This is a genomic window from Paenibacillus sp. GCM10027630 (assembly GCF_042676305.1).
Taxonomy (GTDB): domain Bacteria; phylum Bacillota; class Bacilli; order Paenibacillales; family NBRC-103111; genus Paenibacillus_S.
Genome location: NZ_JBHTGY010000055.1, coordinates 1 through 23,614 on the forward strand (window position 1 = coordinate 1; position 23,614 = coordinate 23,614).

General features: G+C 45.4%; 19 protein-coding genes. 15 read left to right on the forward strand and 4 right to left on the reverse strand.

Annotated features, from left to right (window positions below; translation table 11 throughout):
• Window positions 1-355: 355 nt before the first annotated feature.
• Window positions 356-1,276: a LysR family transcriptional regulator gene (locus ACFQ0C_RS26040; RefSeq protein ID WP_379370943.1), complete on the reverse strand. Its 921-nt coding sequence runs from the start codon at window positions 1,274-1,276 to the stop codon at window positions 356-358.
• Window positions 1,277-1,420: 144 nt separating this feature from the next.
• Here ACFQ0C_RS26040 and leuC point away from each other — a divergent pair, with 144 nt between their 5' ends.
• Together leuC and leuD are read left to right on the forward strand one after the other, a co-directional pair.
• Complete coding sequence (gene leuC, locus ACFQ0C_RS26045) at window positions 1,421-2,839, forward strand: 3-isopropylmalate dehydratase large subunit (RefSeq protein ID WP_379370945.1); 1,419 nt, start codon at window positions 1,421-1,423, stop codon at window positions 2,837-2,839.
• A 73-nt stretch (window positions 2,840-2,912) separates the two neighbouring features.
• Entirely contained in the window at window positions 2,913-3,518 is a 606-nt protein-coding gene (gene leuD, locus ACFQ0C_RS26050) for a 3-isopropylmalate dehydratase small subunit (protein ID WP_379370947.1), read from the forward strand.
• A gap of 135 nt (window positions 3,519-3,653) precedes the next feature.
• On the opposite strand, the gene ACFQ0C_RS26055 is transcribed toward leuD, so the two are convergent.
• The 3 genes from ACFQ0C_RS26055 to ACFQ0C_RS26065 form a co-directional block, all read right to left on the reverse strand.
• Complete coding sequence (locus tag ACFQ0C_RS26055) at window positions 3,654-4,073, reverse strand: YjdF family protein (RefSeq protein ID WP_379370949.1); 420 nt, start codon at window positions 4,071-4,073, stop codon at window positions 3,654-3,656.
• 176 nt (window positions 4,074-4,249) lie between these two features.
• The gene (locus tag ACFQ0C_RS26060; protein ID WP_379370951.1) at window positions 4,250-5,491 is read right to left on the reverse strand and encodes an MFS transporter; all 1,242 of its coding nucleotides are present in this window, start codon (window positions 5,489-5,491) and stop codon (window positions 4,250-4,252) included.
• Window positions 5,492-5,664: 173 nt separating this feature from the next.
• Entirely contained in the window at window positions 5,665-6,492 is an 828-nt protein-coding gene (locus tag ACFQ0C_RS26065; RefSeq protein WP_379370953.1) for a helix-turn-helix domain-containing protein, read from the reverse strand.
• 126 nt (window positions 6,493-6,618) lie between these two features.
• Here ACFQ0C_RS26065 and ACFQ0C_RS26070 point away from each other — a divergent pair, with 126 nt between their 5' ends.
• The 13 genes from ACFQ0C_RS26070 to ACFQ0C_RS26130 all read left to right on the forward strand — a co-directional run bounded on the left by ACFQ0C_RS26070 (window position 6,619) and on the right by ACFQ0C_RS26130 (window position 23,532).
• Window positions 6,619-7,392 (forward strand): sugar phosphate isomerase/epimerase family protein, encoded by a 774-nt coding sequence (locus ACFQ0C_RS26070; protein WP_379370955.1) that lies wholly within the window; start codon window positions 6,619-6,621, stop codon window positions 7,390-7,392.
• Between the two features lie 28 nt (window positions 7,393-7,420).
• Window positions 7,421-8,443, forward strand: coding sequence for a Gfo/Idh/MocA family protein (locus ACFQ0C_RS26075; protein ID WP_379370957.1), 1,023 nt, complete (start codon window positions 7,421-7,423; stop codon window positions 8,441-8,443).
• A 205-nt stretch (window positions 8,444-8,648) separates the two neighbouring features.
• Window positions 8,649-9,521 (forward strand): 3-hydroxyacyl-CoA dehydrogenase family protein, encoded by an 873-nt coding sequence (locus ACFQ0C_RS26080; protein WP_379370959.1) that lies wholly within the window; start codon window positions 8,649-8,651, stop codon window positions 9,519-9,521.
• The gene (locus ACFQ0C_RS26085) at window positions 9,518-10,735 is read left to right on the forward strand and encodes an acetate/propionate family kinase (RefSeq protein ID WP_379370961.1); all 1,218 of its coding nucleotides are present in this window, start codon (window positions 9,518-9,520) and stop codon (window positions 10,733-10,735) included. Before ACFQ0C_RS26080 ends, ACFQ0C_RS26085 begins: the two co-directional genes overlap by 4 nt.
• 66 nt (window positions 10,736-10,801) lie before the next feature.
• Window positions 10,802-12,100: an asparagine--tRNA ligase gene (asnS, locus tag ACFQ0C_RS26090; RefSeq protein WP_379370963.1), complete on the forward strand. Its 1,299-nt coding sequence runs from the start codon at window positions 10,802-10,804 to the stop codon at window positions 12,098-12,100.
• Window positions 12,101-12,125: 25 nt separating this feature from the next.
• On the forward strand, window positions 12,126-12,800 hold the full coding sequence (locus ACFQ0C_RS26095; protein ID WP_258216461.1) for a DnaD domain-containing protein: 675 nt from the start codon (window positions 12,126-12,128) through the stop codon (window positions 12,798-12,800).
• Between the two features lie 434 nt (window positions 12,801-13,234).
• Window positions 13,235-14,188, forward strand: a complete 954-nt coding sequence (locus ACFQ0C_RS26100; RefSeq protein WP_379370966.1) for an ABC transporter ATP-binding protein — start codon at window positions 13,235-13,237, stop codon at window positions 14,186-14,188.
• Window positions 14,148-15,275, forward strand: a complete 1,128-nt coding sequence (locus ACFQ0C_RS26105) for an efflux RND transporter periplasmic adaptor subunit (protein WP_379370968.1) — start codon at window positions 14,148-14,150, stop codon at window positions 15,273-15,275. Before ACFQ0C_RS26100 ends, ACFQ0C_RS26105 begins: the two co-directional genes overlap by 41 nt.
• Window positions 15,275-18,238, forward strand: a complete 2,964-nt coding sequence (locus ACFQ0C_RS26110) for an ABC transporter permease (protein ID WP_379370970.1) — start codon at window positions 15,275-15,277, stop codon at window positions 18,236-18,238. Before ACFQ0C_RS26105 ends, ACFQ0C_RS26110 begins: the two co-directional genes overlap by 1 nt.
• Before the next feature lie 3 nt (window positions 18,239-18,241).
• Window positions 18,242-19,126 carry an ABC transporter ATP-binding protein gene (locus tag ACFQ0C_RS26115; protein WP_379370972.1) on the forward strand — a complete coding sequence of 295 codons (885 nt, stop codon included), beginning with the start codon at window positions 18,242-18,244 and terminating at the stop codon, window positions 19,124-19,126.
• A gap of 50 nt (window positions 19,127-19,176) precedes the next feature.
• Complete coding sequence (locus ACFQ0C_RS26120; protein ID WP_379370974.1) at window positions 19,177-20,643, forward strand: ABC transporter substrate-binding protein; 1,467 nt, start codon at window positions 19,177-19,179, stop codon at window positions 20,641-20,643.
• Window positions 20,644-20,650: 7 nt separating this feature from the next.
• Complete coding sequence (locus ACFQ0C_RS26125; protein ID WP_379370976.1) at window positions 20,651-22,813, forward strand: hypothetical protein; 2,163 nt, start codon at window positions 20,651-20,653, stop codon at window positions 22,811-22,813.
• 194 nt (window positions 22,814-23,007) lie between these two features.
• Window positions 23,008-23,532, forward strand: coding sequence for a GbsR/MarR family transcriptional regulator (locus tag ACFQ0C_RS26130; protein WP_258216454.1), 525 nt, complete (start codon window positions 23,008-23,010; stop codon window positions 23,530-23,532).
• The last annotated feature ends 82 nt before the right edge of the window (window positions 23,533-23,614 follow it).

The window sequence follows — 23,614 nt, forward strand, 5'->3', positions numbered from 1 at the left end:
TCACCACTTTCCAACTTATTTACTATATTATATCAAATTAACGCGGTGAATTGGTGAATTGTATTAAAGAAAAAAAAGACTGCCGAGACTTTCTCGACAGCCTGAAAATTTCCATCTATTGCATTTCTTTCGGCAGTCGGTTCGAAAATCATAGACTCACACCCAATGAGTTGCATCAGAAAAACCAAGGTTTTATCCAATTTATATTATAAGGGGCTTATTCCTCCAACTTCAAAGCGAAATTGAGGGTTCATTTGCAACGCTATATTCAGGATAAAGTGGGTATGCTGTCTCAAAATGACATAAGGGACAGCTCCTTGTTCGGCTACCGCTTATTCAAACGGAGTGGGCTGGTTCAGCCGCGTTTCTCTTGCTGCTGTTTTTCCACAACCTCACGGAAGGTTGTCATAAAGGCTTCTACCGCTTTGGATAAGTACCGCCCTTTGCGGTATGTGATGACGAGCGTTCTTGTTGGACGATGTGACAGTGACAAATAACGCGGCGCAAGCTCGCTCCATCCCCCGCGAGATACCATGTGGGGGACGAATGCGATCCCCATTCCTGCGGCAACTAGCGACTGCACCGTTTCGATATTGCTGCTCTCGAAAACGATTCTGGGCGTAAAGCCGGCATTCTCACACAGCTCAATAGTAATTTGCCGGAAACCTTGCCCTTTTTTCAATGCGATAAAGGGTTCATCACGCAGGTCGTTAAGCTCAATTGTTTGCTGCGGATTTTTTGCGGACTGAGCTAACCGATGCTGTGGAGGCACAGCTAAAACTATTTCTTCTTCTATTAAAGGGACATAAGTTAATGCCTCATCTTGAAGTGGCAAAGATAGCAAGGAGATATCAATCTGACCGTTCGCTGTCATATGCTCCAGGTTTGCGGAAGTCTCCTCCATCAGCATAATTTCGATTTCAGGGTAGCTCGCTTGAAATACGGGCAGCACAAGCGGCAGCACATGAGCTCCGGTAATCGGCAAACTGCCTACAATGAGCTTGCCTTTACGCATTTGCGATATATCCTCCATTTCCCGCTTCAATTGCTCAACCATGTCGAGAATCGCTTGCGCTTTCTCCATGAACAGCAGGCCGGCATGAGTTACCTCAACGGAGTTAGTGGTTCGATGGAACAGCAGCACACCGATTTCCTTCTCCAACTTGGATAGCTGCTGACTGAGAGAGGGCTGGGCGATATGAAGCTTCTCCGCTGCTCTGGAAAAGTTTTTTTCTATTGCTATTTGCAGCGCGTACTGCAACTGTCTTAGTTCCATGTAAGATTACTCCTTTATAGGCACAAATTATAGGAAACATCTATCAAGCTTATAGATATTATATCTTGGATCAATCAATAAAGTAATGCTAGTATAATAAAATAAAATGAATTGATTCGCATTCATGATAATGAGGTGAAACTGATGGCAAAAACTTTGTTCGAAAAGATCTGGGACAACCATGTTATTCATCAGGAAGAGGGCAAGCCGAGCATCATTTATATCGACTTGCAGCTTGTGCATGAGGTAACGTCCCCGCAAGCATTTGAAGGTCTTCGTTTAAGCGGCCGCAAGGTTCGTCGTCCTGACCTGACATTTGCTACTATGGACCACAATGTACCTACGAAAGACCGTTTCAACATTACAGATCCTATCTCCAAGCAGCAAATTGATACGTTGTCACAAAACTGTAAGGATTTTGGCGTGAAGCTGTTCGATTTGGACAACATCGACCAAGGCGTTGTACACGTTATGGGACCTGAGATTGGTTTGACTCATCCGGGTAAAACGATTGTTTGCGGCGACAGCCATACATCTACTCACGGTGCATTTGGCGCACTTGCATTCGGTATCGGTACAAGTGAAGTTGAGCACGTAATGGCAACACAATGCTTGCAGCAATCAAAGGCTAAAACTTTGGAAGTTCGCATCATCGGAAGCTTAAATCCTGGCATTACGGCTAAGGACTTGATTCTTGGTGTAATCGGCAAGTATGGTACGGATTTTGCTACTGGCTATGTTATTGAATACACAGGTGAAGCTATCCGCAACCTTTCCATGGAAGAGCGTATGACTGTTTGCAACATGTCGATTGAAGGCGGAGCAAGAGCCGGCTTGATCGCACCGGATGAAAAAACATTTGAATACCTGCGTGGACGTGAATATGTACCGCAAGGCGAAGCGTTTGATCATGCAGTTGCCGAGTGGAAGAAGCTTATTACCGATGAAGGTGCTCAATTTGACCGTGTCGTTGAATTTGATGCAAGCACTCTAATCCCGCAAGTTACCTGGGGAACAAGCCCTGGTATGGGTGCTGATATTACTTCGCTTGTACCAGATCCAACAAGCTTCGCAACAGAAAACGAAAGAAAAGCTGCTGAAAAAGCAATCGAATACATGGGCTTAACACCAGGTACTCCGATGACTGAATTGGCTGTTGATTATGTGTTTATCGGTTCCTGTACGAATGGCCGTATCGAAGATCTGCGTGCGGCGGCAGCGGTTGCTCAAGGTCACAAAGTTTCTTCCAGCTTAACGGCTATCGTTGTTCCTGGCTCAGGACGCGTAAAAATTCAAGCTGAAAAAGAAGGCTTGGACCAAATTTTCATCGAAGCGGGCTTCGAATGGCGTGACGCCGGCTGCAGTATGTGCTTAGCGATGAATCCGGATGTATTGAAGCCGGGCCAACGTTGTGCATCAACTTCTAACCGGAACTTTGAAGGTCGTCAAGGACGTGACGGACGTACTCACCTGGTATCCCCGGCTATGGCTGCCGCGGCTGCTATCAAAGGGCATTTCGTTGACGTGCGCGATTGGAACTTTAAAGTGAAGCAGCAAGCCTAAAATTTAACTTTAGTGCAGCCGTTACTTCAGACAGACCGAAGTTGGTTGTCACTCATGTGAGGAGACGAACGACATGGAAGCTTTTAAAAAGCATACCGGCCTTGTAGGTCCGGTAGACCGCGTAAACGTAGATACAGATGCGATTATTCCTAAGCAATTTTTGAAACGGATCGAGCGTACCGGCTTTGGCCAGTTCTTGTTCTTTGAATGGCGTTTTGATAATCAAGGGAATGTCATTCCTGACTTTTCATTGAATCAGCCGCGTTATCAAGGATCTTCCGTCTTGATTTCCCGTGCGAACTTTGGTTGCGGTTCTTCTCGTGAGCATGCGCCATGGGCGATTCAAGATTACGGCTTCAAAGTTGTCATTGCACCTTCTTATGCCGATATCTTTTACAACAACTGCTTCAAAAACGGCATTCTGCCTATCAAGCTGAGCGAAGAGCAAGTGGAAGAGTTGTTCCAGCGCACAGCTAAAACAGAAGGCTACAAGCTGACTATTGATCTGGAAAACAATCTGATTACCGATGATCAAGGTCTTAGCATTGAGTTTGATCTGGATGAGCATCGCCGTCAGTTCCTGCTGCAAGGTTTGGACGACATTGGCTTGACGCTTCAGCATGATGATAAAATCGGCGCTTATGAAGCCGCTCATCAAGCAAGACTAGCTTACAAATAAGTTTTAAAATAATGAAATAGCTGTTGGGAGGTAATCCTCTCAACAGCTATTTTTGCGTATAGGAGAAAAGCAACCGCCCCCCGCAGGAGACCAGTTGCTTTTGGGATTGCAAGAATTCACTTGTATGAAAATTGACTATTTTCCACGATGCTTCTGCTTTGCTTTTTGAACCTTTAAGGCATACTTTAATTCTTTTTGCTGCTCTATGAGCTGCTTTGATCGTTTTTTGCGTTCAACCTTCCTGTGCTCCAGCTCTTGTTTGATCACCAGCTGTGCATAGGTCGATCCACCGCGTTGTTTGAGCTCTAGAGCAGCTTGCTTTAAAAGCCGTTTTGGATTGGCAGTGCTTTTTTTCTTAGTCTTCGAGACCTCAATTGCTTGTGTTGTTTTGTGAAGCAGCGGTAGCATTTGAAAATTAATGAAAGCAATAATTTCTTCAGCTTTAGGCTCTTGACCAAACATGTGCCGGCAGGCTTTCAAATGGTTATTTTCTTCTGCTTCTACTACTCCCACCCATAATTGCAACCCATCATCAAAATATACGGTAAGCTTCATCCAGCTTCCCCCTCTATAGAAATAATAGAGTGACGGACATCCCGAGGGGGGAAGGCTACTTACATAAGCTGCTGCTCCTATGCGCCCGGACTACCAACCGGACTGTGATTTTACACTCCATCCATATTATAGAACAACGAGTTGTCGGATAGAAGCCTTACTTATCCTATTTGGTATTACTCAACATTCGAGAGGCTTGCACTTTTACTAAGATTATTTTTGAGACACCATAACATGGTAAGGACGAGCAGTGGTATCCACACGATGAGAACCGATCGAAGAGCAATGAACACACCCATATGATCCCCTAGTACGCCAAGCAGCAAGAAGGTAACCATCATACCGGCAGATACCATCATATTAAATACAGAAAGCATCGTAGCGCGCATAGAGGAGGGGACAAGCTCATTCAGATAGGCTTCCAATAGAGGCTCCAAATAGCTGATAAAAATAGATAGCAGGAAAAAGCAGCTGATAATCATAACGGAGCCTTCACTCGCGGAAAACAGCACCAGGCAGCAGGCAAATCCTGAAGCGCTTAGAATCAGAGAAATCTTTTTGCCGAGCCAACGTTCACCGAGATAAGCAACAGCAGTAATGGCCGCTGAGATCCATGTTTCCAAACCATTAACCGTTCCTATAGTTGAGTTGGCGAGGCCGTTTTTTTGAAACAATATTTGGCTGTAAAAAGAAATGGACCACGACATGGAGTAGAGCAGTGCGCCAAATAAGCTCATAGTTAGAAAAGGGCGGCTTCCCCGTATGAATGAAGCCCCTTCGCGCAATTGGTTGACAAAGGATAGTTTGGTTACCCCTGAGAGTAACGATTCGCTCCCCGCATCTTTGCTCCCAATGTGCAGTGGTTCTATGATCATAAGAACTATAAGAAACGAGATTAAATGGATGATCATTTTACCTATGTAAACCCATTCCCAATGAAGGTCGGATAAAAAACCGCCAGCACTGCCACTGAGCCCCATCGATATAAGAACGATAGCAGACAGCCTTGAAATAAGCTTCTTAAATGCATCCTCTTTACCCTGCATTTTAAGCGTTTCATACACCAATGCACTGGTAGCGCCGGATTGAAGTGTACCTACAAAAGCCCCAAGTATGAAGCCGGCAACAATATAAAGGGGATCGGAAGCGAGAACCAGACATCCAGATGCAAGCAGACCAAGTACTTGGGAGAGCAGCAAGCTGGTCCGATTTCCAAAGCGGTCGGCGATATAACCTGTAGGTACCTCAAATATAAAAATGACCGCATGATATAACGCTTCAATAATGCCGATTTCGGTTAAGGTGAAGCCGCGAGCAGCCAAGTAGAGCATCCAAATACCACGGTCCAGAATAAATGAATTTAAAAACTGATACAAGTAAAATAGAGGAATATTTCGAGAGAGAAGACTTGGATTCATAATATTGGTATTCCTTTCCAGAGCCTACTGCTTAAATAAAAAAAGAACCGTGGAGCAGCTCCATGGCCTAAATTGTTGATTGATGAAGGCTGCCTTCAATATAGCATGGGAGACAGACGATTCGATATGGATAACTTGAATATAACCAAAAAAGCTGGTTGTTTAGTTCACAGCTATAATGGCTTGTGCTCATCAATTCCGCCTTCAGCAAATTTAACCCTATATGCTTTTGGAGATAAGCCGTATTTATCTCGAAAGACTCTGTGGAAATAGGAATAACTGCCAAAGCCCGTTGTTTCGGCAATCTGCTCCAGTGTCATAGTGGTGTAAACCATTCTCTCAATGGATGAAGAGAGGCGGATTTCCTGCGCGTATTGGATGATGGTCTTACCGAAGCATTCCTTAAACAAATGGACGGCGCGGGATACACTGATACCGACATGCTGAGCCACATCCTCGACTTTGAAAGGGAGTACCGCATGCTCCTCTATGAAGCTTTTCATCCGGGTTGCTAGGAAAGAGCTGCCACGGAATGAAATATGATCGGCTACAGCGCGCTCAATGTGAAGGCATAAGGCTCGCAGTAAATATTCGGATAATTGTTTGTTTTCATCCTCAAAGCGGCGTTTCTCCAAAATTATTTGCCGCCATAGAGTGAGCAGCGGTTCATTGACAGCGATGCGGACTTTCTGTGGCTTCCTGGAGCTGCTCCACCATTCGTCAATCCATTCACCCTTGCATAAAATATAATAATCTCCGCTGGAAACAAGGGTTTGCTGCATGGAATTAGTATGTTCTTCTACACGCAGGTCGTATTTATCGCCAGGTTTAAAAAGGAGCAGGTCACCTGTTTCGATAAGGGTCATACTGCCTCCAACCAAGGCATAGCTGCAGCCTTCTGTCTGAAGCCGGAATAAATAGCAGGGAACGCCATCGCTATGGCTGTTATGAAACTTTTGTGAGTGATAAGAATATCCGCAGGTTAGGATCTGGGAGATCATAATAAACACCTCGTCTACTTTGTAGCCAAATAGTTCATGTTGGAAGCACATCGTTCATAGTCATTATAGGGCATTTGTAGGTACAATGGTATCAAATCCAAAAACTTTTAAGGAGTGTGCGTCTGCATGAGAAGAATGGGAGTTGGCTTACAGCTATACACATTGCGTGATGACTTGGCTCAAGATTTCCGTGGTACGCTGCGCAAGGTAGCTGAGCTTGGATACGAAGGTGTGGAATTCGCCGGATACGGTGGCTTGGAAGCAGAAGAACTGAGAGATTTACTTAAAGAACTCAACTTAAAAGCAATTGGGGCTCATGTAAGTCTTAAAAATATGCGTGAAAACCTTGAAAAAGAAATCGCTTACTTGAAAACAATCGGCGCCCCTTATTTCATTTGTCCTCATATTGCATTGGAAGACCGCAAGGATGCTGAGGCTTGGAAGGCACTGTTTGCTTTTTTTGAGCAGGCTGGCCATCAAATTAAAGAAGCGGGATTACAGTTCGGTTATCATAATCATGCATTTGAGTTTGAAGAAAACATTGATGATGAGTTTGTGTTCGACGCTTTGTACTCAACAACCTCTGCAGATATTGTTAAAGTTGAGATGGATGTTTGCTGGGTCAAATATGCGGGTCAAGATCCGCTTGCCTATATTAACACGTATGCCGGAAGATTACCGCTGCTGCATTTGAAGGATTTTAACCGCGGCGCAGAAAATCAAATGGATACAGTCGAGCTGGGACTTGGCGAGGTTGATTTGCCCGAAGTAATTCAGGCGTCGTCCGATGCCGGGGTTGAATGGCTGATTGTTGAACAGGATCGCTGTGCAAATCCTCCGTTAGAAAGCGTTGCTACGAGCTTGAACTGGGTGAAAGAAAATTATTTGTCTAAATTATAAACAATTATAACAGGGGTGCATATTAATCATGGGTAAAGTCAGAGTTGCTGTAATAGGTTGCGGTTCGATTTCCAAGCATCGTCATATTCCTGAGTATGCAGCTAATCCGAACGTTGAACTGGTAGCTTTTTGCGATATCGTAACGGAACGTGCTGAACATTATGCCAATCAATACGGAGCAAAAGCTTATATGAATTATGAAGAAATGCTGCAAGCAGAGAAGCCGGATGCAGTAAGCGTCAATCTGCCGAATGTACTCCATGCTCCGGTTTCGATCGCCGTTGCCAACGCAGGTGCGCATGTTCTGGTAGAGAAGCCAATGGCAACAACTTACGAAGAAGGTTTGGCAATGATTGAGGCCGCTAAGAAAAATGGCGTATTCCTGATGGTCGGCCACAACCAACGTTTGATGCCCCCGCATGTAAAAGCGAAAGAAATTTTGCAAACGGGTAAGCTGGGTAAAGTATTGACATTCCGTACATCGTTCGGACATCCAGGCCCGGAAGGCTGGAGTATTGATGGACGCAATAGCTGGTTCTTCCGCAAGGAAGAAGCGATTATGGGGGCAATGGGAGACCTTGGCGTACATAAGTCCGATTTGATCCGTTGGCTGCTGGAAGATGAGGTGACCGAGGTTGCCGCATTTGTTGGAACGATTCATAAAGATGGAACAGAATGTGATGACAACTCGACCTGCTTGCTTCGTATGAAAAGTGGAACAATCGGTACGCTGGTAGCCAGCTGGACCTACTATAAAGGTCAAGACAACAGCACTGTGTTATGGTGCGAGAACGGTGCTATGCATATCGGAACTCATCCCGAGGATCAAGTGATCGTAGAACTTCGTGACGGCTCCGTTGAGAAGCATCGGGTCGGTGCAATGGCAACCAATGATAAGCAAACGGCAAGTGGTGTTATTGATGCATTCATCAACAGCATTGTGACGAATACGCCTCCAAGCATTTCCGGTGAAGAGGGCTTGAAATCGTTGAACGTTATTTTGGCGGCATTCGAATCGCAAGCTACTAAACAGAACGTACTTGTCAAGTAAGAATGCAAGACTAGTACAATAAGGTATGAACAAGGTAAGTCAGGGTGGTTCAGCTGCTCTGGCTTACCTTTCTTTTTTTAATTAAACGGTGTGAGGTTTTTCATTTCAATACAAGGTTGTTGTATAATAAGATGGTTACGGTAGTTCCAGCTTGAATGAAGGAATGAGCCGTAGTTATTGTTGTTTGGCAGGGGGAGATTAAGCTATGCAATTTAATAAAATTGGCGTTATCGGAGCCGGTACAATGGGCCAGGGAATAGCTGAGATGTTGGCGGAGCAAGGTTTGGAAGTTTTTCTCATGGAGAGGACTCCGTTGAAGTTAGAGCAGGCTTTCGAATATATCGAAATGAGCCTTGATAAGCGGCTGGAGAAGTGGGCGATTACTACTTCGGAGAAGAAGCTGATTATGTCCAGAATACATAAAGAGATAGATATGCAAAAATTGGCTGATTGCGAGATGGTTATTGAGACTATCAGCGAGGATCTAGACCAGAAAAAAATGCTCTTTCAGCAATTGGATGCAATATGTCCTACGCAGGTCATTCTTGCCAGCAACACGTCCACGCTTAGCTTGACCGAGATTGCGGCTGTTACGACACAGCCGGAACGAGTAATTGGGGTTCATTTTCTGCATCCCGTATCCAAGGTTCATTTGGTAGAAATCATTCGCGGGTTGAAAACCTCCGAGCAGACATTTTCGCTTACGAAGCAATTTGTTGAAAATACGATTCAAAAGCGCGGCATTCAAGTATATGAATCACCTGGATTTGTAACTACTAGACTGATTTGCGTGCTTATTAATGAGGCTATGCATACTTTATCGGAGCGGGTGGCAACTGCTGAGGATATTGATTCAGCGATGAGGCTTGGCTATGATTTTCATTACGGCCCATTGGAGATGGCGGATCGCTTCGGGTTGGATTCCGTCCTGGATGCCATGGAACGGATGTTCCGGGAGTTTGGGGATGTAAAATACAGACCGTCTGTATTGCTGAAGCAAATGGTGCGTGCTGGACAGCTGGGTACAAAAACAGGACAAGGATTTTTCAGCTACGACAGGGAGGGCGACCGCTTGTGAATATTTTAGTTATCAATGCAGGAAGCTCGTCATTAAAATTTCAACTGTACAATATGGATAATGAAGAGGTTCTGGCAAAAGGGAAAGTAGAACGGATCGGCATGGATTCTGCAATTATTAGCTATGATCCTGCAGATGGGCAAGGAATCAGGGAAGTAGCTGAGGTTCTGGAGCATACGACAGCTATCCAAAAGGTTCTCGGCATGCTTATGCATAAAGACCATGGAGTACTGTCATCGATGGGAGAAATCGATGCCGTGGGGCATCGGGTTGTGCATGGCGGTGAATCATTCTCAAGCTCGGTTATCGTCAATGAGGAAGTAAAACGGGAGATCAAACGATTATTCGATCTCGCGCCGCTTCATAATCCAGCGCATTTGCTAGGAATTCAAGCGGTTGAGAATAATATGCCAGATGTAGCCCAGGTCGTTGTGTTTGACACAGCTTTCCATCAAACTATGCCGCCGCAATCTTATTTATATCCGATTCCAATGGTGCTGTATAAGAAGCATCAAATTCGCAGATATGGCTTTCATGGTACTTCTCATGCTTATGTCAGCGAGAGAGCGGCAGCTTTAGTCCAAAAGCCATTAAATAAACTAAAGCTTGTGACCTGCCATATCGGCAATGGGGCAAGCTGTGCAGCTATATTGAACGGACGCTCCGTAGATACAAGTATGGGTATGACACCTCTTGAAGGGCTCATGATGGGAACTCGCAGCGGGGATATTGATCCGGCTATTGTCCCGTTCGCTATGGGTAAGGAAGAGCTTACTCTCAATGAGGTTAATTTGATGCTCAATAAGCATAGCGGCTTAATGGCGATATCAGGCATAAGCGGCGACATGAGGGAAATTGTAAGGGCGATGGAAGCCGGTGACCGGAATGCTACGCTTGCATTTGAAATGTATGAATACCGGCTGCGTAAATATATTGGCGCCTATGCAGCTGCAATGAATGGATTGGATATATTGGTTTTCACAGCGGGAGTCGGGGAAAACTCGGCCGAACTGCGGGAAGCCGTATGCCGCAACTTGACTTTCCTTGGTTTAAAACTGGATGAAGAAGCTAATGTTCAGAGATCCGACGAGGAACGCATCATCTCTACGGGAGATTCACGTATACAGGTGATGGTAATTCCAACCAACGAAGAGCTGGTGATCGCCCGCGACACGCATCGGCTGATTTTAGACCGCAAGGAAGATGTAGTATAATAAATGAAGGGTTTAGCCAGGCATACAAAAGGTTGGAAATACAATTAGAGAGGATGATTGGTCCACATGAGTCGAAAATTATCCATGATCCGTGATGTTGATAAGCATATAAATGATACCGTCACGATTGGCTGCTGGCTGCACAACAAGCGTTCAAGCGGTAAAATTCAGTTTTTACAGCTGCGTGATGGCTCCGGTTATATCCAGGGTGTAGTTGTTAAAAGTGAAGTAGCGCCAGAGGTATGGGAGGCTGCGGCAAAGCTGACTCAAGAAAGCTCGTTGTACGTGACCGGAACAGTGCGTGAAGACACGAGAAGTAAAGGCGGCTTTGAGCTGAATGTTACTGGAGTCGAGATCATCCAAATTACGAGCGATTATCCGATTACACCCAAGGAGCACGGAGTCGACTATTTGATGGATCACCGTCATCTGTGGATTCGTACTCCCCGGCAGCGGGCGATTCTTGTTGTGCGTGCGCAAATTATTCGTGCTATTCAGCAGTTTTTTGACGAACGAGGCTTCCAACTGGTGGATCCGCCGATTTTGACGCCATCCTCATGTGAGGGAACAACGAATTTGTTCCACACCAAATATTTTGATGAGGATGCATATTTGACTCAAAGTGGACAGCTGTATATGGAAGCCGCAGCGATGGCGCTTGGCCGTGTTTATTCATTCGGCCCGACGTTTCGCGCTGAAAAATCCAAAACGCGCCGTCATCTCATCGAATTTTGGATGATTGAGCCTGAGATGGCTTTTGTAGGGCATGAGGAAAATCTAGAGGTGCAGGAGCAGTTCGTCTCCTATATTATTGAATCTGTGCTGAAGCATTGCTCGAAGGAGCTCGAGGTACTCGAACGAGATGTAACGAAGCTTGCGAGAATCACGGCCCCTTTTCCGCGTATTACCTATGATGAAGCGGTTGATTTCTTGAAGGCGAACGGTCATGAATTCGAGTGGGGAGAGGACTTTGGGGCTCCTCATGAAACAGCTATTGCAGCAAACTATGACAGGCCGGTATTTATTACTCATTGGCCGACTGAAATTAAAGCATTCTATATGAAGCCGGATCCTAACCGTCCTGAAGTGGTGTTATGTGCCGATATGATTGCGCCGGAAGGCTACGGAGAAATTATCGGAGGCAGCCAGCGGATCGATGATCCGGAGCTGATGGAGGAACGCTTTACGGAGCATGAACTGTCCAAAGAAGCGTATCAATGGTATCTGGATTTGCGCAAATACGGCTCTGTACCGCATTCCGGCTTCGGGCTGGGCTTGGAACGCACAGTAGCCTGGATTTGCGGCTTGGATCATGTACGGGAGACGATACCTTTTCCAAGGCTGCTATATAGGCTGTATCCATAGAAGTATCGAATAAAGAGGTGAACGGATGAAACGAAACGAAGCTGAGCGGATTGGCCTGCAGAACGCATTTGTGGCAGGCTGGAGGGAAGGGAACATTGAAGTTCCCTACCTGCTGCTGAAGTATTACTCTCAATTGAAATTGAATGAGGTTGAGGTCATGCTAATGATTCATGTGATGGCCTTAATCGAAAAAGAGCGTAAAGATTTCCCTACGCTGGAGGAATTGCAAGGACGGATGTCCGTAGGTCCGGAGAAAGTTATCGCAGCACTTCAGAAGTTGTTGAAGGAAGGGCTGCTGACAATAGATGAAGACATTGATCTTGTCACCGGGATGCAGTGCGAGAAATATAACTTCAGCCCATTGCTGGAACGGCTGGCAGGCTGCTGGTATGATGAGCAGATGGAGCGGCAGAAGGCGCGGGAGCAAATCGAGCCGGTGGTGCGCAAAGATATTTTCAGCATTTTCGAGAAGGAATTTGGTCGTCCGCTCACTCCTATGGAGCTTGAGTCCATTACAGGGTGGCTCGACAAGGATCAGTATCCAGAACAGCTTATTCTGGCCGGATTGAAGGAAGCTGTGTTTGCCGGTAAGGTGCACTTCCGCTACATTGATCGAATTTTGATGGAATGGGGCCGCAACCGCATCACAACTGTGGAGCAAGCGAAGGAGCATTCGCAGAAGTTTCGCTCTATGCGCTAAGGCTATGTGGGGGAATGACGAGTACTATGCAAATAAACAGAGAGATAACGGAATTAGGTCTTCCGTTAACTCTCTGTTTTTTGTGTTTTCCATGCCATAGCGGAATGATTACGTCCGCTAATACTTTGACTGATTCATTATGGGAAGAATAAGTCCCCTGTAAAAAAACTTAATAGATTCACTTAAATAATCGGTGGCCCCACATCCAGCCCTCCCCAACAAAAGTATGAGTTTACACCAAAAAAAGGCCATGAAACTAATTTCCCTTATAGGTCCCACTAAAATGGAAATAAATGGAAATAACGATCGCATATATTCAAAAATAATTTTTATTGATATATATTGTAACTTTTAGAAGATTTAAGTCGTCTATAATTGGGAATATATCAAAGGCACTTGATACATAGATATTACCGGCAGGAGGGCATTGCGAGATGATGGGTTGGCTTCGATCCAAAAGCATAACCAGAAGTACCGCAGCGAAGCGGGATCCTGATTCCACGGCACAGGTTTCTACAGAGGTGATATCAGAATCAGAAACAGATGGAATGAATCAAAATGTAACAAAAGTATCGGGACAAGATGATTTGAGGGGATCTCTTGGTGAAACGGACGCAGCGGAATTATCAATGCTAATTGATAAGAATGCTTCAGAATCATCAGCTTCTTCAAGCGGCGGATCTTTATTCGCCCCACGCCAATTTGATGAGACCAAACCTCTGCTTACTGTAACGGGTGTAGAACGTTCTTTTTCAGTAGGAGGTCGTCAATTGGATGTTCTGAAGGGAATCGATATGGCCTTGTTTCCGATGCAGCTTGTTATGCTGAAGGGTCGGTCGGGCTCAGGGAAGACTACACTGCTTAATATGATTGGCGGATTGGATCAGCCTAATAAGGGAGAGATTGTTTTCATGGGGCATCCATTCCATCAAAGCGGTGACGACCAGAGGACATTGGTACGGCGCAAGGAAATTGGGTTTATATTCCAGTCATTTGCTTTGATGCCGCTGCTGTCGGCTTGGGAAAATGTAGAGCTGGCACTCCGAATGGCTAATGTGCCTCGTTCTGAATGGAAAAAACGTACAGCTCACTGCCTTGATTTGGTAGGGCTAGGCAAGCGAATGCACCATCGTCCCTTCGAGCTATCGGGAGGCGAGCAGCAGCGTGTTGCTATTGCTAAAGCGATTGCCCACCGGCCGAGTCTCTTATTAGCGGATGAGCCAACGGCCGAGCTGGATTCCCAAATGGGGGCACAGGTAATGGCCGTTTTCCGTGATATTATTCAAACCGAGCAAGTTACCATATGTATGACAACACACGATCCGACAATTATGGAGGTTGCCGACCATGTATTCGAAATGGTGGATGGGAAATTTATTAACACATAGACGAGCCGCGAGGCCTGTTTTAATCGCATGTATGGCTGCCTTATTGGCAGTTGGTTCCGGCTGTTCGCTGCTGCCCAAGGAGGATGAGGAGGAGACACTTCCAGCTATCGCGCCTCCCAAGCTGTCTAAGAAGCCGGAATATGTAGTAAAAACTGAAACATTGGAAACAAAGGTTAGAGGCTCCGGCAGAATGATGGCAACCAAGGAAGAGGATTTGTATTTTACCGACGAAGCCAACCGCCGCATAAAAGCTATGAATGTAAAGAATGGCGACAAGGTGGAGCAAGGACAGATCATTGCCGAGCTGGATGTCACCGAGCAGGAGAGCAAGCTGAAGCAGCAAAGGCTGCAAACACGCAAGGATGAGCTGGCTATGATTGAATCCATGCGCAAAGCGGATGAAATGAGCGCTGAGGCGCTGGAGCAGGCCAAAATAGATTTTGAGCTGAGACGAGAAGAATTGGTTAAGCTCGAAACCACAATTGCGAATGCCAAATTGGCTGCACCTTTTGCGGGGACAGTCGTTACGATCTATATGAAAAAAGGGGATTCCGCCCAAGCCTATGATGTTGTTGCGACAATAGCAGATTTATCGCAGTTAACGGTTGTGGCAACATTGAACACCGAGGATTTGAAGAAGGTTTCCGTCGGAATGGAGGCGGTTGTTGATATTAATGGAGCCGGCCAGCACAAGGGGAAAGTTACGCAGCTGCCCATTCCTAAGGTGGACAATGGTAATGGCAATGGGAATAATAACGGAGGCTATATTCAAGGCAATAATGGAGGCAATGGACAGCCGAAGCCTATAGATACGATAGATAATTATTTAGTCGTACAGCTGGATGCTCTGCCTCAAGGATTGAATAGAGGAACGCCTCTAAGCGTATCCGTTATTACCCAGCGCAAAGAAAAAGCAATCACTATTCCATTAGCTGCACTGCGTTCCTACTCGGGTCGTAATTATGTACAGGTCGTAGATGAACAAGGAAATAAGAAGGAAGTGGATGTGGAAATAGGTCAGCAAACGGCTACTGACGTCGAGATTATTAAAGGACTAACGTCTGGACAGAAAGTAGTGGGCCGATAATGTCAATCCCAATGCTTCGTTTTTTATACCGTAAAATGTGGAATACGCGCTGGTTGACTTTAAGCTCCTTGCTTGGCTTGATAATGGCGGTAGCTTTTACGACGAGCATTCCCATGTACGCGGACGGTTCTTTGAAAAGGGTCGTCACTAAGTCTCTGCAAGAGAAAACAGGCGGCTTACCTGCCGGCTCCGTGCTGATCCGCTTTCAAGTGGCGGGCAATGACAAGGCTGATCTGGACTCATTGAACGATGCAGACCAATACATACAGAATGAACTTCCTAAGGACATCGCATTTCCATACCAAGCTTACGTCAAGAGCTATTCCATTAGGGCTTCTCAGCTGACTCCGGATGATCCCCAGAAGGTAGATCCCAGCAAAAAGCGGCAGATGACTCTGTTATCACAAAACAGCCTGAAGGAACGTGCCGAAATTAAGCAGGGTGCATGGTTCTCTGATCAAGTAACCGGTGGTATTGTTGAAGCGGTTATTTTGGAAGAAGCCATGTATCGTAATGATATACATATCGGGGATGTGTTTACGTATCCGATCAGTGGAGGGCTTGGTATTGCTCCGCTAAAGATTAGGGTAGCCGGCACCATTAAGGCCAAGGATGATAATGATCCTTACTGGTTTCAAGGGATGGAAGGCCTCATTAATACTTTTTTTATGAGCGAGTCCGGTTTTCAAGATTACATATTGAAGCAGAAAAAAATTCCTTTGAACCTGGCGAATTGGTACTACGCATTTGATTTACGTAATATTCAAACGAGCCAGCTGTCGCCGTTGGAAAATACGCTGGAGCGACTTGATGTCACCTTGTATCAAAAATTGAAAAACACTAGGGTAGACCTGTCGTTTATCCCGATTCTTAAGGAATTCAAAACACAAAGCTTACAGCTTCAAATCCTGCTATTTACATTAGCAGCCCCGATGATTGCAATGGTGTTCTATTATATTGTGATGAATGCCCGACAGTCGTTGGACCGCCAGCGCAGTGTCATTGCTGTTCTGCGCAGCAGGGGGGGCAGCACAAGGCAAATTATTGGTATATATTTACTGGAAGGACTGCTGCTCGGAGTTGCAGCATTGATTATCGGTCCAGTTCTTGGCTGGTTCATGGCTAAGAGCATTGGCTCCTCAAGCGGATTCCTGACCTTTGTGGATCGTCAATCAGTACCGATAGGTGTATCGGTCGAAGCTATAACCTATGGCGTGGTTGCCGTTGTAATAGCTTTGCTTGCGAGTGTCATACCCGCAGTTGTATTTGCACGGGCGTCAATTGTTAGCTATAAGCAAAAGCTGGCCCGTTCGGATCGGTCTCCATTTTGGCAAAAATGGTTTCTGGATGTACTGCTGATCGGAATTGTGGGCTATGGCTACTATTTGTTTGACCAACGGCAAGTGTTATCCGCTCAAACCGGATTGACCACCGATCAGCTGCAGGTACATCCTTTGTTATTTTTTGTACCGGCATTGTCCATTATTGCGTTAGGGTTATTTTTTCTTCGCATCTTTCCTTGGCTGCTAAAGCTGTGGAATTGGTTGGGCAAGCGCTTCTTGCCAGTTCCGGTTTACTTGACATTGACACAGCTGTCTCGTTCCGCACAATCGTATTATCCGCTGATGCTATTGTTGATCTTGACATTAGGTCTCGGCGTATATAACTCCTCGGCGGCCCGGACGATTGATCTGAACTCAACAGATCGAACGCTTTATGCTTATGGAACGGACATTGTCATTCAGGCTGTCTGGGATGGTGTTTCTGACGACCTGCCACAGGATCAATCCGGCGGACAAAATGGAGGAGCTGGCGGCTCCGGTAATGGCTCAGGCGGAAACGGCGGGGCAGGTGGGTCGCAGGGAGGCAGTGGAGGATCCGGGGGCAATTCTGGCGGTGGACAGCAGGGCGGCGGAGCCGGCGGGGGGAACCCTGGAGGTGGGATGGAAGAACCACCTCCTAAATTGCGGTACGTTGAGCCGCCCTTTGTAGTGTACCAGCAGATGGAGGGAGTTGAACATGCAGCCCGCGTTTTGCGTACTAAAGGTAATGTTGTAGTATCCGGCAAATCCTTTGGACAGGGGATGCTGATGGGGATTGATAATGTTGATTTTGCGAAGGTGGCCTGGTTCCGGAATGACTTGTTCAAGGCGCATCCTTATCAATATTTGAACCTGTTGGGAACCTATGAGCAGGCTGTTATTGTGCCAACCTCCTTTGCTGAGAAGAACCACATCAAGGAAGGCGATATCATTAGCATTTCCATCCAGCAGCAGCTGGTTGAATTTGTTGTCGTAGCAACTGTGCCTTATTGGCCGAGTCAATATCCGGATCAGATGCCGTTCTTCATTGCTAATTTGGATTATATTTATGATCAAGCACCCGTTACACCTTATGAGGTTTGGCTAAAGATGAAAGATGGGGCGAAGGCAGCACCGCTTATTGAAGCGTTGAATGCGAAGCAAATTCAAATAGCAAGTATGAAGGATGTCCGCAACGAGCTTATAACGCAGAACAAACATCCTGCCAGAGGCGGTGTATTCGGGATTCTGAGTCTCGGCTTCCTTGTATCCGTGCTTGTGTCATTGGTTGGTTACATTCTGTACTGGTTCTTCAATCTCTCCAGCCGGGTTGTGCAGTTTGGGGTGCTTAGGGCAATGGGTCTGTCCCGTAGACAGCTGACGGGCATGCTCCTTCTCGAGCAAGGCTTTACTGCAGGGCTTTCAATTGCACTTGGAGTTGGAATCGGCAAGCTGACCAGCTATTTATTCCTGCCTTTCTTGCAAACTGCAGAGAATGTTAAGACTCAGGTTCCGCCTTTCCGGGTCGTATTTAACGCGAGAGATACAGATCAACTTTATATTGTGGTAGCTTTTATGATGCTTACGGGAGCAGGATTATTGTTCCTTCATATACGTAGGCTGAGGGTGCATCAAGCCGTGAAACTCGGAGAGGAGAAATAAGCGGTGATTTTATGTGAAGAGCTCGTCAAAATTTACAAAACGGATGATATCGAAGTTGTTGCATTAAAAGGGCTTAACATCTCTATTACCAACGGCGAAATGATGGCGATCATTGGAAACAGCGGCAGTGGTAAATCAACGCTACTCAACATTTTGGGTGGTCTTGATCGTCCCTCGGCCGGCCAGGTACAGGTTGGAGAATGGAATTTGCTAAAGATCAGCGACGAAGAGCTTGTACAGTATAAACGTAAAACGGTTGGCTTCATATGGCAGAATAACGCGCGCAATTTAGTGCCCTATTTATCAGCGTTGGAAAATGTTGAAATGCCAATGATGCTGAGCGGTCAGTATGACCGGGCTTATGCCAAGCAGCTGCTTGAATGGGTTGGGCTTAAGGAACGGATGGGCAATAAGCTTCAGCAGTTGTCAGGTGGGGAGCAGCAGCGTGTCGCTATTGCCATCTCTCTGGCTAACAGACCGTCGCTTCTGCTGGCTGATGAGCCAACTGGCTCTGTCGATACGAAAACCTCCGATATGATTATGGATATTTTCCGTAAGTTGAACCAGGAGCTTGGAGTCACAATCGTTATTGTTACCCATGATATGGCGCTTGCCGGTAAAGTGGATCGTGTAGTAGCTATCCGCGATGGCATGACCAGCACGGAATTTATCAAACGCAATCCGAATTTGGATCAGGTAGAGTTTGGGGCCTCTGATGGGCCGCATTCGAATACCATTCAAGATGCGCATGAGGAATATGTCGTATTAGACCGAGCGGGGAGAATGCAAATTCCAAAAGCCTACCTGCAAGCACTCAAAATTGATAACAAAGCTTCGATGGAATTTGATGGGGAGAAAATCATAATACGCCCACCTAAAGCATTATAGTACTATATTTTATACAGATTTAAGAATGATATATTTGGAGGAGTGCTAGAATGAAACCCTATGTAAAAAAAGCTTTGGTATTATCCGTATGTACGAGTCTTACCTTGCCTTTATTGGCTGCATGCAGCAAGACGCAAAGCGGTGACAGCAAGACGGAAAGAGTGCTTAGAATCGCAACGAGCTTCGGATATGGTGATGATGAATATTTCCGCCAGCAGTTTACGGAGGTTTTTGAATTTGCCAATCCAACTATCAAGCTGGAAATGATACCTACGATGGATGAAAGCTTCCGCTACGGAAGGCAGGACCCTAATGCAAAGCCAGTTGATCCAATGGTTAAGCTTAAAGAAGTGATGCAGGGCGCTAATCCGCCGGATGTCGTGATGGTAGGCTATGACCAGCTTGGTGAATTGATCGGGGGCAATCTATTAACGCAGTTGGACCCTATGATCACCAAGGATAAATTCGATACCTCGGATATGGTTCCGGCTGTAATTGACGGATTAAAGAAGATGGGCGATGGCAAGCTGTATGCGCTGGCGCCGAACTTTAGTTCATCCGCTCTTATTTATAATAAAAGGATGTTTGACGAAGCGGGCGTAGCTTATCCGAAAGATAAAATGACTTGGGATGAAACATTTGATCTGGCAAAACGTTTAACTAAAGGGGAGGGAGAAGACCGCAAATATGGCTTCTCGTTTTCTACCCAATCCATGGGGGATATGTTTTACTCGATGCAAATGTACACGGCTCCCTTGCAGCTGAGTATGTTCGATGAGAAAGCCGAGCATATGACCGTTGATACCGACCAGTGGGAAAAAGTATGGAAGAAGATGCTCCAGCTATCGCAGGACAAAGTGACACCTAGTCAGCAAGAGCCGGCGATGATGAAAAGTCGTGCCATGAACAGTGCGAGTGGTGAGGTATTTAACCCGTTCCAATTCGACGACTTCTTGTCAAGTCGGGTGGCTATGTCGATTATTAATTATGGGCAAATCAGTCAAATCAATAATGCCAATAAAAATGCTCAAAATGTAAAAGGATTTACACCAATCGACTGGGATGTTGTAACATTACCTGTCCATCCTGAAGCGCCGGATATGGGCGGCCAAATCGGAATGAATGGGATCATGGGAGTCAATGCCAAGGCTCAAAATATTGAGGATGCCTGGAAGTTCATTAAGTTTATTAATGGTGAGGATTGGGCTCGTCTCAAGTCAAGCAGCTCTTACCAGATTGTTACCCGTAAAAAGTACATCAAACCTAAAGATGGTGTGCAATTCCACATCGAAGCTTTCACAACACTAACACCGGCTCCTCAACCGGATAGCAAGATTTATAGAGACAACCGAAATCTGTATCAAGTGCAAGATATTGGACGGCGTTTGTTTAACGATGTAACCCAAGGAAAAATTCAAGTTCGGGATGCATTGAAAAAATGGCAGACCGATGGCGACGCGATGCTCCAGCAGCTCAAAAATAACCCCGATGGACCCATAAATGGAGGAAGAGGGTAATTACACCATGAGAAGTAAGAAGAATGCAACCGTTGTACTATTAATAGCAGCTGTACTGAGCTTCGGCAGTGCTGTCCCGGCATTTGCCGCTGACAGCTCGTCAGCTCCGTCCTCAAATGGAAGTTCATCAACTTTATCTACAGGCAGTGCTCCATCTCTCGGGACAGTATCGTTGAACGGCGGCAGTTTTTTTGAACTGAAGAATGTTATTATGCTTACTGAGCAGAAAGGCAAGACCGTTACTTTTACAGTGAGTGTCCATAATGAAAGCAGTACCGATTTACTCTTCATTGATTACTGGGTTCATGTGCTGACAAAGTCCGGAAATCAAATATCGGTCCGAGTACTGCCCCAGGATAAAGACAAAAACAAAATTTCGGCCAAATCCGTGCAGGATATAAACTTTTATGCAGCTCTTAATGAGACTACAGAGCTTAATGATCTGATGTTCGAATTCATAAAATGGGATTTCAGCCAGCCCAATTTCGAACGTAAGATAGGGGATATTGCTGTTCCTGACAATTATTCGACTGTGACACCGGCAGATGATTCACATGCAATTAATATGACTGGAACCGAAGTGAAAACATCGATAAAAAAAGTGCTTCTGACCAAAAATGAGAAGAACTATTCGCCAACCGTCATCCTAAACATGGAGAATATAGGCAATCGTTCTGCTAAAGTTCCAGGGTATCAATACTTGCTGCGTACAGCAGAAGGGTACATGTACCCGCTGGATGCGAAGAAAAATAAAGAATTAACCATTAATCCTCAAGTAAAAGAAGAGGTGGAGCTATCCGGCTCCGTTCCGATTGCCGTCAGTACAGAAGGCTGGCAGCTGGTAATTGTCCAGGAGTCTGCTGAATTAAAGCTTAATCTGCCGATTGCTTATTTCCAGCTTCCGCCTGTATCGGCCACGGATACGGTTGCTACGGGTATTGAATATAACTTTTCAAACAAGAAGGGCACCTACACAACCAAGCTGAACTCGTTCCAACGTTTACCTTGGGAGGACCAGGATATTTTGGCGGCTAATATTACTTTGCTGAATAAGGGAGTAGAGGCGCTTCCTCTTCCTGATTTGGCCGGTTATTTCATGCTGGATGATAACGTGAAGGTAGAAGCCAAGCTGATCAAGACGGATAAAACGATCGGGCTGGCCAAAGGGGCTTCGGCTAATTTTCAATTCATTGGAAAAATGCCTTACACCTATGAATTTACTACGGTTAAGCTCGTTCTTGAGGAGAAGACAAGTGAAACGGAGAAGGAGGAGCTGCTGGAGTTTGCGCATAGCTCCGAGCTGCTGAATATCCCTTATCTGAATGTCGGAGAAACACACAAGATGACAAACGTAGGTCGCAATGCGAGCTACAACGTAAGAAGCATCAAAACCTACTCAGGTGACACAGCCGATATTTTCACTGTCCAGCTTGAAGCTACGAACCTGGAGAAACGATTCACGGATATATCCAAGCTGGTCGCTCAATTCAAGACGACGGATGGTACCGTATATCCTGCAGCTGTATCAGAAATTAAGAAAAAGATCGGTCCTAACGCCTCTGCCTTACTGTTTCTATCTGGAACGCTCCCTAGAGGCTTCCAGTCCTCCAATGTGCATATTATGATAGGGGAGGCAGTAACGGACGATAAATATACCGAGAAGGATGCCGTACCTAATGCTTATGTTAATGCCGCAGCTTTCTGGCTGCCGAACGAAATTCGGACTGTTCAGGATGATTTGATGAATGTCGACATATTGCCGTATACGTTCTCAATGAACCATATTAACACCTGGTTGCTGCAAGGCCAACTGAAGCTCACCTTTAACTATGAACTAACCAAAAATTTATTGATGGAATCCAATACAGAAGGCCGCAAGTTGATTATTGGTTTAGAAGATGAAAACGGCAATAAAACGTTTAGCAGAGAATTTGATTTTAAAGACTTTGATACTAGCGACTCTATTGTTGAAAGTACTGGTGATGATGTTAACATTACGAAGCTGAAGCTGGGCAAGCATGACGGCGTTAAAATTATCGAGCGTGACCAAGATCTTATCTATAAATTAGAAACGCTTAAAACCTACAAGCTCAGCATATACGACTCGTTCCAGGGTCAGAAAAAGCTGCTGGCTACTAAAAAAATTGATTGGTTCTCAACTACAGATTAATAACAAAAATTAGAATAAACCGCCCTGTCGACAATGCGATAAGCATGATAGGGCGGTTTATTGAGGTTGGTCCCATTTATGAACCTTTGGTTAATTTTTCTAAAAATGTATTGACACATTTTTCAAAAGGTTTTATGTTATTATCGTTAACAACAATCTTAACGATCATAATGTGCAAAATTGAGGGGATTGCTATGAAACCATCAGATCATTCATTTTCCAGCCTTAAGCAGCAAATGAGCGACCACATGTCACTGAGCTTTGAAAATGAAGGATTCAGCCCATTGGTTGGGAGAATTTTTGCTTATTTGCTTTTTGCAGCGGAACCGGTCAGTCTTCAAGAAATGGCGGATCAACTCGGTGTCACTAAAGCAGCAATCAGCGTTCAGGTGAGAACTCTTGAAAAGCATTTAATGTGCCAAAAACTGCCCACCAGCAGCGACCGCAAAGATTATTATTACATATCCGAAGATTTCAGTATGACCGCGGTTCAGAACAGCATTATTAAAATGAGGCGCGTTTTGCAGCAAATTGAATCAACTTTACATCTGTTTAACAGCTTGGAAAATATTGAACAGCCAGAGCGGCAATCTCATGACATTTCTAAACGAAGATTTATCGAAATGAAAGAGCTGCACCAGATGTTTTTGAATCGTTTGGATGGCTTGGAGGAGGAATGGAATGAAAGACGAGAACGGCTGTTTCCACCAAGTGAATAAGTATTCCCATTTTTTAATTATAAAATTGAAGGGGTAGCCAAAAAATCTTCGTCTAAAAAGTCAGCAAAAGTAATGGAGGAGT

Bases quoted from the DNA above. Each gene is read 5' to 3' on its own strand.
- ACFQ0C_RS26040 (WP_379370943.1), bottom strand. From the start codon at position 1,276: ATGGAACTAAGACAGTTGCAGTACGCGCTGCAAATAGCAATAGAAAAA.
- ACFQ0C_RS26095 (WP_258216461.1), top strand. From the start codon at position 12,126: ATGAAACGAAACGAAGCTGAGCGGATTGGCCTGCAGAACGCATTTGTG.
- ACFQ0C_RS26105 (WP_379370968.1), top strand. From the start codon at position 14,148: ATGTATTCGAAATGGTGGATGGGAAATTTATTAACACATAGACGAGCC.
- asnS (WP_379370963.1), top strand. From the start codon at position 10,802: ATGAGTCGAAAATTATCCATGATCCGTGATGTTGATAAGCATATAAAT.
- ACFQ0C_RS26060 (WP_379370951.1), bottom strand. From the start codon at position 5,491: ATGAATCCAAGTCTTCTCTCTCGAAATATTCCTCTATTTTACTTGTAT.
- ACFQ0C_RS26125 (WP_379370976.1), top strand. From the start codon at position 20,651: ATGAGAAGTAAGAAGAATGCAACCGTTGTACTATTAATAGCAGCTGTA.
- ACFQ0C_RS26065 (WP_379370953.1), bottom strand. From the start codon at position 6,492: ATGATCTCCCAGATCCTAACCTGCGGATATTCTTATCACTCACAAAAG.
- ACFQ0C_RS26130 (WP_258216454.1), top strand. From the start codon at position 23,008: ATGAAACCATCAGATCATTCATTTTCCAGCCTTAAGCAGCAAATGAGC.
- ACFQ0C_RS26120 (WP_379370974.1), top strand. From the start codon at position 19,177: ATGAAACCCTATGTAAAAAAAGCTTTGGTATTATCCGTATGTACGAGT.
- leuD (WP_379370947.1), top strand. From the start codon at position 2,913: ATGGAAGCTTTTAAAAAGCATACCGGCCTTGTAGGTCCGGTAGACCGC.
- ACFQ0C_RS26080 (WP_379370959.1), top strand. From the start codon at position 8,649: ATGCAATTTAATAAAATTGGCGTTATCGGAGCCGGTACAATGGGCCAG.
- ACFQ0C_RS26055 (WP_379370949.1), bottom strand. From the start codon at position 4,073: ATGAAGCTTACCGTATATTTTGATGATGGGTTGCAATTATGGGTGGGA.
- ACFQ0C_RS26110 (WP_379370970.1), top strand. From the start codon at position 15,275: ATGTCAATCCCAATGCTTCGTTTTTTATACCGTAAAATGTGGAATACG.
- leuC (WP_379370945.1), top strand. From the start codon at position 1,421: ATGGCAAAAACTTTGTTCGAAAAGATCTGGGACAACCATGTTATTCAT.
- ACFQ0C_RS26100 (WP_379370966.1), top strand. From the start codon at position 13,235: ATGATGGGTTGGCTTCGATCCAAAAGCATAACCAGAAGTACCGCAGCG.
- ACFQ0C_RS26070 (WP_379370955.1), top strand. From the start codon at position 6,619: ATGAGAAGAATGGGAGTTGGCTTACAGCTATACACATTGCGTGATGAC.
- ACFQ0C_RS26075 (WP_379370957.1), top strand. From the start codon at position 7,421: ATGGGTAAAGTCAGAGTTGCTGTAATAGGTTGCGGTTCGATTTCCAAG.